Source organism: Shewanella sp. 5S214, from assembly GCF_041439795.1.
GTDB classification, from domain to species: domain Bacteria; phylum Pseudomonadota; class Gammaproteobacteria; order Enterobacterales; family Shewanellaceae; genus Shewanella; species Shewanella vesiculosa.
Map to the genome: position 1 here is coordinate 135,283 of NZ_JBGOOV010000011.1, position 11,105 is coordinate 146,387.

The 11,105-nt window shown below is 39.8% G+C and carries 8 protein-coding genes; 2 read left to right on the forward strand and 6 right to left on the reverse strand.

Going from position 1 to position 11,105, the window contains the following annotated elements; genetic code table 11:
- Positions 1 to 29 precede the first annotated feature (29 nt).
- From xni to ACED29_RS09740, 4 genes are all read right to left on the reverse strand, one after another.
- Positions 30 to 797 carry a flap endonuclease Xni gene (gene xni / locus ACED29_RS09725; protein ID WP_124017964.1) on the reverse strand — a complete coding sequence of 256 codons (768 nt, stop codon included), beginning with the start codon at positions 795 to 797 and terminating at the stop codon, positions 30 to 32.
- Positions 790 to 2,154 carry a nucleotide 5'-monophosphate nucleosidase PpnN gene (gene ppnN / locus ACED29_RS09730; protein WP_124017965.1) on the reverse strand — a complete coding sequence of 455 codons (1,365 nt, stop codon included), beginning with the start codon at positions 2,152 to 2,154 and terminating at the stop codon, positions 790 to 792. Before ppnN ends, xni begins: the two co-directional genes overlap by 8 nt.
- A gap of 62 nt (positions 2,155 to 2,216) precedes the next feature.
- Positions 2,217 to 3,773 carry a GGDEF domain-containing protein gene (locus tag ACED29_RS09735; RefSeq protein WP_124017966.1) on the reverse strand — a complete coding sequence of 519 codons (1,557 nt, stop codon included), beginning with the start codon at positions 3,771 to 3,773 and terminating at the stop codon, positions 2,217 to 2,219.
- 202 nt (positions 3,774 to 3,975) lie between these two features.
- On the reverse strand, positions 3,976 to 6,078 hold the full coding sequence (locus ACED29_RS09740; protein ID WP_371697564.1) for a tetratricopeptide repeat protein: 2,103 nt from the start codon (positions 6,076 to 6,078) through the stop codon (positions 3,976 to 3,978).
- Between the two features lie 254 nt (positions 6,079 to 6,332).
- On the opposite strand from ACED29_RS09740, the gene ACED29_RS09745 reads away from it, so the two are divergent.
- Positions 6,333 to 8,162, forward strand: a complete 1,830-nt coding sequence (locus ACED29_RS09745; protein ID WP_371697565.1) for a M61 family metallopeptidase — start codon at positions 6,333 to 6,335, stop codon at positions 8,160 to 8,162.
- A 78-nt stretch (positions 8,163 to 8,240) separates the two neighbouring features.
- On the opposite strand, the gene ACED29_RS09750 is transcribed toward ACED29_RS09745, so the two are convergent.
- The gene (locus ACED29_RS09750; protein ID WP_371697566.1) at positions 8,241 to 8,798 is read right to left on the reverse strand and encodes a glutathione S-transferase family protein; all 558 of its coding nucleotides are present in this window, start codon (positions 8,796 to 8,798) and stop codon (positions 8,241 to 8,243) included.
- A gap of 18 nt (positions 8,799 to 8,816) precedes the next feature.
- Positions 8,817 to 9,728 (reverse strand): recombination-associated protein RdgC, encoded by a 912-nt coding sequence (rdgC, locus tag ACED29_RS09755; RefSeq protein ID WP_182698112.1) that lies wholly within the window; start codon positions 9,726 to 9,728, stop codon positions 8,817 to 8,819.
- A 325-nt stretch (positions 9,729 to 10,053) separates the two neighbouring features.
- Here rdgC and ACED29_RS09760 point away from each other — a divergent pair, with 325 nt between their 5' ends.
- Positions 10,054 to 10,998, forward strand: coding sequence for a porin (locus ACED29_RS09760; RefSeq protein ID WP_124017970.1), 945 nt, complete (start codon positions 10,054 to 10,056; stop codon positions 10,996 to 10,998).
- Positions 10,999 to 11,105 lie beyond the last annotated feature (107 nt).

The window sequence follows — 11,105 nt, forward strand, 5'->3', positions numbered from 1 at the left end:
TTTTTATTATTGGATGATTTATTATTACACTAGTTTGATATTGGTTTAGTTCTAAATTGTTTCAAATTAATATTCAACGGGATATTGCATTGTAACTGCGCTAATTTGTAGCTAATGCGGGCGATTTCTTTTCCTTCCGCTAACTTAAGTGCTTGTTTAGCTCCAAGGTTGTCTAGCGAACGATATAAATTAGCTAAGGTTCTGAACTTGTTGAGCAAGTCGGCTGCTGATTTTGGACCTATCCCCATAATGCCGGGAATTTTATTACCACTGTCTCCGGCCAATGCAATAAAGTCGAGCATTTGATATTGCTCTATTCCGAGTTTTTTCCCATATTCTGTAACATCAAAAAACTGTTGATTAAAGTGATCCCATAAGGTGAGATTTTTGCTGGGTAATTGACTAAAGCCTTTGTCGGTTGACACTATGATAACCTCACCACTGTTACTGATCATCTTCATCGCGAGAGTTGCGATGACATCGTCAGCTTCTGATGGCGCATCGAAAGAGTTAATATCTTGCTCGGCTAAAGTCGCTTTGATATTTACCAGGCCATCACTTAATGCTGTTGGCATTGGTTTGCGACCTTTTTTATAATCGTTATACAGTGTTTTGCGCCAAGAGGGCTCATTGCCGTCCCAGACAACAATACAATGAGTGGGTTGATGCTGTAGCAACATTTTTTTAGATGCGGCCAACACACGTTCTTGTACGCTGGCTATATCGTTTTCATCTGGCAACACCGCATGAATACGGCGCACCAGATTAAGTCCATCGATAATGAGTAATTTATTCATTGGTTTTTATTATGTTGTAGCAGGGCACGTAAGCACTTCCTGGCAGTTTCATTCGTTGTTGTTTAACAAAAGCGTTTAATAGCTTATCCATCATCAGCATGAGTTTAGGATCACCTTTAATCTTAAAGGGGCCGAACTGTTGGATCAACTTGATTGTGTCACCTTTTACGTTACCGGCAACAATTCCTGAAAATGCTTTACGCAAGTTGGCGGCAAGTTCTGCTTTGTTATCTTGAAAGTAGAGATTTAAATTTGCCATAACCTCATGGGTTGGTGCAAAGGGTAATTGAAATTCGGGTTCAATTTTTAATGACCATTGATATTGGTACGCATCACATTTTTGTTTGCGATAGGCTTTGACTTGCTCCATACCCTGTTTCATTACTTGAGCCACTTTGACGGGATCATCAATAATAATTTGATATTTGCTTTGTGCTTCAATGCCTAACGTGGCACCAATAAATTCATCAATAACAGTAAAGTAGTCAGCACTTTCAGCCGGTCCCGTTAGCACCAGTGGAAAACATGAATCGCTATTGTCTTTATTTAATAAGATACCCAGAAAATAGAGTAATTCTTCTGCCGTTCCGGCTCCGCCAGGAAAAATAACAATCCCATGGCCTAAACGAACAAAGGCTTCGAGGCGTTTTTCGATGTCGGGTAAAATGACCAATTCATTGACGATTTGATTGGGTGGTTCAGCGGCAATAATACTTGGCTCGGTTAAACCGATATAGCGGGCGTTGTGTACTCTTTGTTTGGCATGTGCAATAGCGGCACCTTTCATTGGGCCTTCCATTGCGCCTGGTCCGCAACCAGTACAAATATCTAATCGGCGTAGCCCCAGTTGGTAGCCCACATCACGTGTATATTGATGCTCAACTGCGTTGATACTGTGTCCTCCCCAACAGACCACCACATTAGGATCTTTCATTGGTGAGATTGCCTGAGCATTGCGTAAAATATCAAACACCACATTAGTAATGTGAGTCGCATTGCTTAAATCTATGTGTTTTAAATTCTCGTATTTATTGCTGATATAAATAATATCGCGCAGAACAGCAAATAAGTGTTCTTGAATACCAGTGATAATTTCACCGTCGACGAAGGCTTTCATCGGCGGATCAATGAGCTCAATCTGTATGCCTCTTTCGCGTTGTAATATATTGATGCTGAAGGATTCGTAACGATGAAATAGTGCTTCAGAGCTATCGCTGATCAGGCCTGAAGCTAATACTGCTAGTGAGCAGTTTCGGTATAATTGATAAAGGTCGCTTTTTGCACCTTGTTTTAGTCGCTCTACTTCTAATTGAGAAAGCTGATCTAGGCTACCATTTGGACTAATCTTTACTATCATAAGCAACTCCTTTGGACTCGAGTAATTGATGCCGAGTCCAAAGAGAACTGTCTTAGGATGGGCTAGATATCAATAACGACTCGGTCCCTGCCGTTGTTTTTTGCTTGGTATAATGCAGCATCTGCTCTTTCGAAAGCTTCTTCAAGCGTTTCGTTTTCCATGACTTGTGCTGCACCTATAGATAATGTAACTGTAATTCTCTGATTTTTAAACTTAAATGGAATATTTTTGATTTTATCTTTAACGCGATTCAATAATTGAGAGATATTTTCATCAGTAATATCAGGTAATAGTAATACAAATTCTTCGCCACCATAACGGGCAACAAACTCACTATCTCGTAATGAGTTTTTTAAGGCCATAGCAATAACTTGCAGGGTTTTATCTCCGGTGCTGTGACCAAAGGTGTCGTTAATCACTTTAAAATGGTCTATGTCAGTAATGGCTATCCATAATGGCGTTTTAAAGCGGACATGGTTGCGATAGTCTTGCTCCATTCTATCTTCTAATGCTGTCCTGTTTGCCAGTTGAGTCAGCGGATCGAGTAGGTTGAGCTTTTGATGTTCAAACAGTTTTTCTTTGTAATTGTTGGCTTCTTGACTCATCGAGTTGAGTTCTTTACGCATAGATTCAATCGACTTACGTAACAGTGTTTGTTCACGCTGCTCTAGGGCTTCTTTACGAGAAAGAGCATCACGAAGAGAGGATAACTGTATCGTTAGTTGGGTCTTTAATTCGTTAAGACTATCAGCATCAGCGACTAACTCGTCTGCGTTGTTAACGCGTAAATTAATCTCTTTATTTAATTGGCCTTTAAGCTGCTCACTGCGTTGGTTATTGTTATAGCTGTTATTGACGACATCACGGACTATGGACAAGGCATCATTAAGTGCAAATAAAAAGTCTTGTGATGCGCTTTTTTCACGTGCAATATTTTCTAACAGTAAACTCAATATTGATTGGTAAGAGTCGAGTAAACTGCTCAAGCTAATATCACCAAGTAATATTTCTTTTATGACTAGAATTTGGTCGCGTTGATCTTTTCTAAACTCAATTTCGGCAATCTTAGCAGCAAGCTCTTTGGCAAGTTGAACGTGCTGAGGCAAAATCTGGTAATCGTCTGCATCGGCAAATTCGTTTTTTAAAATTTCTTCATAGAAAAATATCAGCTTTTCGACTTTTGGGATGTATTCCCATACTGTATGAAATGGCTTGCCGAGTTCTTGTTTAAAATAAGTCAGTTCTTTTTTGAGTTTTTCCGGAGCTGAATCGATGCGTTGGATCTGACGGATGACTCGATTAAGGCCGTTACGGCTGTCTTCTAAACGCGTCATTGTTTGGTTGTATTGAGATTTTAACAAGCGTTCAATGTCGACTAGTTCTGGCAGTGCTTCGTCAATTTGTTCAAAATTGTGCATATGATGGCGCAATTTTGCCAGTTTATTGTCGAGTTCAATACATTGTCCTTTGCAGGCAAGACTGAGATGGGAGATAAATTGAATCAGTGTTTTCAATTTACCATTGCGATCGACGTTTATCTCTTCGAGAGCAAGTTTGGCTGCGTGGAGCTTTTGCTTCATCAACGAAATTTGTGTTATCGCTGTATTTGACTCTTTCATGTTGCAGTGCCTACTCTCATTTTTCATCTAAAGGCATAGGTTGCCGTGATTGTTGCCATATTGAAGACATAATTTCGTTTTTTCACTAACTAATCTCTGATCAGTTAACACTATAGTAATATTATCTCAATAATGTTGTGCAGCAAATCCAATTACCGTACAAAACAGTATAAATAACTATAATTGCCAGTTTATTACGCGATTAATTATTTGGCCAATTTATACTTTGGGCATGACGATTACTTTCTGCACGAATGATGCCGCGGTTAAGTGCTTGAGTCAGATTTAAATAAAGTGGCCGCATAAAAATAGCCGCTGGTGCAAAATTAAGCGGCCTCAATGAGACATAAGCTGGTTGCTCGGCAATATCCATTGCCGCGGCAAGCGCATATTGTAATGTCTCAAATTGTAATTCTGCACTAATACTGACATCAGGGTTGGCGAGCAAGGGTAAACTAATGTGGCCAATGCTGGCGTAGTGTTCGGCCGATTTTTGCGCAAAATTTGGAATCGTAAACTGCGTTGTTTTTAATTGCTTAAGACTCTCAATGACGGCATTTAATATAACATCAGCATCATACTGTTGATTAAAATAGCATCCAATCAGTCCTGAGCGTATGGTAAATACTTGAGTATCTAAGTGCTTACTGAATTGAATATTAAATTGTTGCATCAATGCCGTTGATTCTGTGAGTCCAAGTTGAATATCAATATTATTTAATTCGTTGATATTTACCAAAGCTAATGTTTTAGGTTCGGTATTTTTCAGCGTGCTGATCAGTTGAATAAATGCTCGGTAACCTTGTGCTTGTGTTATGGGATCGATTGTATTTAAACGTTGTGCGTTAAGGTACAGAGTATTGCGCTGTTGAAATTTTCTGTAGATAAAAATCAATAAGATAATCGCAATACTAAAAATAAGTACTAATACTAAAATGATAAATTGATTGTATTTATTTTTAGTCGTTTGCAGTTCCAGTTTATTGCGCATTAAACCCAGTTCAAATTTTAATTTCTGTTCTGTTAGCTCTGAAAAGTCATTGGGTTGTTCAGTTTTACTCTGTGAATTATTGACTAATTCGACTATCTCATCGACAGTTTTAAGCGCTGCATTAATGTTGTTAGTTTTGCGATATGCGGTAGATAAATACCCTAAAGCCTCGGTTTGCACCTCGGTTAAATGTTTCTTTTTAGCCAGCTTAATCGCTTTATTTGCATGCTCAATCGCGTTTGTCCACATGCCTTCGCTGGTTGTTATTTGAGCAAAGAGGCGTTCGTTATGGACTAAGTAATGATCTACTTTTCGAGCTCTAAATATTTCATTTGCTCGTTGCATTACATCTAATGACGCCTGAATATTATGCAATTTAAAATAAGCCTCACCTAAATTGTGATATGTGAGCCCAATTGCAATTTGGTTCCCCATCCGCTCATTTACTTGCTGGACATTTAAATAATAATCGATGGCTTTATTCCATTCCCCTTTGCCTGCGTAAATCATCGCCATAACAGTTAATGATTCTGACAAGTAGACATCTTGGCCGATTACTTGAAATATTTCCGCCGCATTATGGGCATATTTGAGTGCATCATCCCATTGTTCTAAATCACGGTAGGTCCGCGCGAGATTGAGCTGTGTTTGGGCTTTAATGCCAGGGTAATCTAAGATGTTGGCTAAACGAAATGCTTCACTGTAATGCTGCAGTGACTTTGCTTGATCGCCATTCAGATTGTAATAACGGCCTAATTGCGATTCAGCATCGGCGATAAAATAATTATTGTGTAACTGATAAGCCATTTCACGATAACGATTTAAATGAGACAAGGCTGGCGTAGGTTGAAGTAACAATGAATGTAACATGTTCAATTGTTCATGCAGTGTTAACTTGAACAGGGTGCTTTCTAAGCTGATATCGGCGTTAACCATATTCAACGCATCATTGAATTCAACGATCACTTGATTATATTCTTGGTTTTTACGTCCCTTAATCCGTGCTTTAAGCATAATCACCATGGCTTTTTCAAGCGTTGTTGATGCAATGCTGTCTAACTGCGATATGAGTAATTCTGCATCTTGGTACTTAGTTGGCGATGTGAGTTTTGCTTGTAAATTAAGGCGAGCTAATAGCTCTAAATCACGATGGAGTTCATTTGGTTGAAAACCTAAATTTTCAGCGACTTGGTCGAATTCCGCTTTGTTTGAAAAGTGCAAAGGAAACTCGGTCGTTCTCAATAACTTGGTATAAATTTTTTGAGGATTTTCTTTGAACAATATTTCTTGCTGTTCAATATCTCTTGCGCACACTGCTGAACTTAATAGTATTGAACATAATATGAACAGAGGAAAACATCGCAGCATAGTAAAAGATACCTTTTTAGGATTAAAAAATGTGGACGTCATTATCAGCTGGTATCGATGAATAAATTAACATTGGTTTGTCATTGATACTAAGTATTCTCACTCAGTTACAAATTGCCACTGTGTTAATGAGTCTAGATCGTTATAATTGTTCGGAATTTAAAATAAAAACAATAGAATCATACCAGAAGGAACCTAGAGTGAAACCTACTTCTCTTGCAATTTTAGCTAGCAGTGCCATTTTTTTGATGACTTGGGCCATGCCAGCCCTTGCTGATGTTGATTACCATATTGATATTAACCAACCCGCACACCATTTAGCTCAGGTGAGTGTGTCATTTCCTCAAACGGATTCGCAGGTGCTAACGGTTAATTTACCAGTATGGCGAACCGGCCGTTATCAAGTATTGCCTATTGCTGATGGGGTTAGATTGTTTAATGCGACCGACAGCAAGGGTCAGTCGCTACCTTGGAAACGCACTGCCAGTGGTGAATGGCAAATAACCTTAACTCAACCTACATCGGTTAGGGTGACATATCAGTTGCATGCTAATGAGCTTGGTGACCGATTACGTCACATTGATAGTAGCCATGCTTTCTTAGATGCCAGTGGTGTGTTTATGTATAGCCCTGCGTTTCGCCAGCAACCTATTACGGTCAATATGCAAGTGCCAAAAGGCTGGAAAAGTTATTCTGGAATGGACAGAGACGGCAAGTCACATTCATTTAAAGCCGCTAATTATGATGTCTTAGTTGACTCACCGATTGAGACGGGAATAAGCCAGCACTTTAGTTTCGATGCCGATAATCGCCAATATGAGGTGGTTTTTTGGGGGGAGGGAAACTACGACACTACGCAAATTATTGCTGATTTAGGTAAAATAAGCGCTCAAGCGTCAGCTATTTGGAATGGTTACCCGTTTAAACGTTATGTGTATATGGTGCATGCTACTAGCGGTGCACGCGGAGCCACAGAGCACCTGAACTCAACAGTTATTCAATTACCGCGATTTAACTTTCGTGAGCGTGAAGATTATTTACGCTTTATTAGTACCGCATCGCATGAGTTTATCCATACTTGGAATGTAAAATCGTACCGTCCTCAAGGATTGGTGCCTTACGATTATCAGTCAGAGAATATGACTGATTTATTGTGGGTCGCAGAAGGTTCAACCAGCTATTTTCAAAATCAGTTGTTGTTACGTGCTGGGGTGATGACCGCAAAAGAATTCTTTGATGATTTGAGCTTACGGATAGTACTTAATCAGCATAATCCTGGGCGTGAAACCCAATCGGTTGCAGAAGCCAGTTTAGGTCAATGGAGTAGCACTTGGGGCGATTATGCGGTTAACCACAGTGTGAATATTTATTCTGAGGGATATTTAGCTTCACTGGCATTAGATTTCAGTGTGTTAACTGACAGTAAGCTAGCGCATTCTTATCGTGATGTGCACAAGGAGTTATATGAAAACTTTAAAATTCCAATGGGCTACACTGTGGCAGATGTGCAAAACATATTAACTACTCTCACCGGCAAAGATTATCAACCTTGGTGGCAGAAATTTGTGAATCAGCCAGTTAGTTTAGAGTTTAATGATCTATTAGCTCAAGCCGGTTTGGTAACCACTTATGGTGATAAGCCCAAAATACAAGTTGATACAGGCATGGGCTTATCCGGCTTATATGCAGATTTAGTATTAGCAACTGTGGCTAAAAATAGTCCAGCTTGGAAAGCCGGTTTAACGGCTGGAGATGAGTTAGTCGCGGTCAATGGTTTAAAAGTCACCGCAGACGGTTTTGCTAAACGCTTTAACGATTTTAGCCCTGGTGACACTGTTAAGGTGACGGTATTTAGTAATGATCAACTAAAAGATGTGAACTTAGTGTTGGCAGAACAACCGAAAGATAAGTTAGCGATTACTGCGGTTGATAATGTGACTGCTGAGCAAAAAGCTTTCTTTAAAGCATGGTTAGGTATTGATTGGCCTTTTGATACCGAAGGTAAATGGATTAACGCTGACGGCGAATAAGCTCTTACGTATGACTGAGTTATTTTGTTGTAGATAAAAAAATGCCCTGAAATTCAGGGCATTTTTTATCGTGTTAACTTATGCCTGCGGGGCGGTTTCAATAAAAAACGGCTCTTTTTCAACTGCGGCTAAAAACAGTTTTAGCTTAGGGTAGTTAGCCATATGTATACGTTGGCGGAATATCGCCCAACTGAGGTAACAGGCTAGTCTTAGCTGCACATCATTAAAAGGGCCATGCAAAGGCAATTCAAATGTTTCAAGCTGCACTAATGTCGACTCAATTCGCTGCGCCTGTCTGATGGTGTAATCAAAGCGCTCAATATCGACCCCATCACGAGACAAGAAGAATAAATTGATTGTGCTGTCCAATGCTGTATTGATCATACAATATTGATCAAGCTCGACAGTGCTTTCAAGGAATGGCTTGTCCGACTTACTGCGGATATATCGCAATATGGCACTAGAATCGGTTAGCGTTAACTCACCATCTTGTAAAAAAGGCACCCGTTTAGTCGGCGATAACGTCGCGCTGGTGGCGTGATCGGTTTCAATAAATTGGTAATCGAGCGTTGACTCAAGTAGCGCAATTCTACAATGGCGAACAAAAGGTGACGTATAACTTCCGTATAGTTTCATATTGTGTCCTTAGTTGGATTACACGCTTTGCTCTAGTGGACCAAAAGCTTGATTAACCGCATTAATAAACGCGACTAATTCACTGCCCATTAAGGCAAAATCCGCATCTAAACGAGCTAATGGGTCTTCTGTACCGACTTCATCATTACCTGCTCTAAACTCTTCAGAAAACTTAAGACGTTTAATCGTGGCATCAGACTGCATTAAAAAGGCAATCGACTGGCCAAAATGTAAGGCTAGTTTGTGTACTTGCTTGCCTGTTGCAATATGAGCGAGCACTTCATCTTCTTGGAGCACTTGTTGCTTAAAGCGTACGATACCGCCTTCATCAGAGTCAGACTTAAGTTCGGCTTCATCTTGCATCTCAAATGGTGCAGGAGCTTCACCCGCTTGTAACCACTGGGTTAACGTCGACTCGATTGGAGTTGCATAGCTTAACGGGATCACAGGTAAGCTGCCTAAGGCTTTACGCAGTAATGCTAATAACTCTTCCGCTTTAGTCGCACTAGAGCTATCGACTAAAATCATTTCCAGTTCAGGCATGATAAGTGCGTGTGTCTGGCTACGACGAGAAAATGCCCGAGGCAACAACGTCGTGGTGATTTCATCTTTAATGGTGTCTTTTTCTTTTTTAGTGACTTTACGGTTCTCTTGATCTTCAATCTCCGCCACTTTTTCATCTAAGGCTTCTTTAATCACTTGGCCTGGGAGAATTTTTTCTTCTTTAGTGACACAAATTAAATGACGGTTTTCAGCACTGTGCACTAATGCTTGGCCTTTTTTACCTAAAGCATTTGAAAAACCAAACTTGCTGATGTCTTGGCTCGAACAAGGAGAAAAAGTGAAGTCAGCTAAGGCATTCTCTAATGTTTCGGTATCTGTCGTAAACGGTTTGTTGAAACGGTACAAGGTGAGATTTTTAAACCACATAGAAGGCTCTCATTAATTAACAGGAAAATTCAGTGACAGCAGTTTACGGTATAGAGGCAAAGTGGTAAACCATCAAAAAAACATCAGTCGCAACACAGGTTCAGTCATCAGGATGAGAATTCATTAAACTGTCACATTACAACAACTCAGCTTGAAACCCTTGCTGTATCGAGGTTTCCTATAGGGTTAAATGGTTTGAAACACTCAGAATGGGGATTTCATCTATCAATGAAATATTTCTGAAACATTTGCAAGGCAGAATTCATCTCGTTCCGATACAACTAACCCAGAATAACCATGACGATATATGCGTCGAAAGGATGAAATGATGAACGTTTTTTGCAAAACACTATTAGCCTCTGCAATCGCAGCCTCAGTAGCTTCAAGTGCATACGCCGCAGATCCTCTTCAAGTTTACGGTAAGTTAAACGTAACAGCACAATCAAATGATGTTGCTGATGTCACTGAAACGACAATTCAAAGTAATGCATCACGTTTTGGTGTAACCGGTGCGTTTGAGTTAAGCAAATCATTAGAAGCTTTCTATACCATCGAATATGAAGTCAACACAGGTGATGCAAACAAAGAAAACTTTTTAGCACGTAACCAATTTGTTGGTTTAAAAGGTAACTTCGGTGCTGTATCTGTTGGTCGTAACGACACAATCCTTAAAGTATCTCAAGGTAAAATTGATCAATTCAACGACCTTTCTGGCGATATGAAAACCATGTTTAAAGGTGAAAACCGCATGGCTCAAACCGCAACTTACTACACGCCAGTATTTGGTGATTTCCAAGCGGGTGTGACTTATGTTGCCTCTGGTGATGCAGATCAAGTTGTTGGTAGTAACGTAGAAGGTGAAGATGGCGTGAGTATGGCGCTAATGTACGGTGATGCTGGATTAAAAAGCACACCAATCTACGCTGCAATTGCTTACGATTCAAAAGTAAAAGGTTATGACACTGCACGTGCTACTGTTCAAGGTAAAGTGGCCGGTTTAGTGATTGGTGGTATGTATCAGCAGCAAGAGAAACTAGACAGCGGTATTAAAGACAATGGCTACTTATTAAGCTCAGCATATGACATCAATGATGTTACTTTGAAAGCACAGTACTTAGACATGGAAAATAAAGGTAATTCATGGTCTGTTGGCGCTGACTACAAGTTAGGTAAGCCAACCAAGTTATTTGCTTTTTACACTGCAAACTCATTTGATTCAAACGATCAAGATGACAGCTACGTTGGCGTAGGTATCGAACATAAGTTCTAAATCTGTCGTTATTTGACGGTTAAATCTGCAATCAATAAAAAAGGGCTTTAAGTAATGCCGATCAGTTAAGCGGTAAAACGAGAAAATTTAACTGATCGGTTGACCGA

Excerpts from the sequence above, each read along its gene's own strand:
- ppnN (WP_124017965.1), bottom strand. The coding sequence starts at position 2,154 with ATGATAGTAAAGATTAGTCCAAATGGTAGCCTAGATCAGCTTTCTCAA.
- xni (WP_124017964.1), bottom strand. The coding sequence starts at position 797 with ATGAATAAATTACTCATTATCGATGGACTTAATCTGGTGCGCCGTATT.
- ACED29_RS09735 (WP_124017966.1), bottom strand. The coding sequence starts at position 3,773 with ATGAAAGAGTCAAATACAGCGATAACACAAATTTCGTTGATGAAGCAA.
- ACED29_RS09760 (WP_124017970.1), top strand. The coding sequence starts at position 10,054 with ATGATGAACGTTTTTTGCAAAACACTATTAGCCTCTGCAATCGCAGCC.
- ACED29_RS09750 (WP_371697566.1), bottom strand. The coding sequence starts at position 8,798 with ATGAAACTATACGGAAGTTATACGTCACCTTTTGTTCGCCATTGTAGA.
- rdgC (WP_182698112.1), bottom strand. The coding sequence starts at position 9,728 with ATGTGGTTTAAAAATCTCACCTTGTACCGTTTCAACAAACCGTTTACG.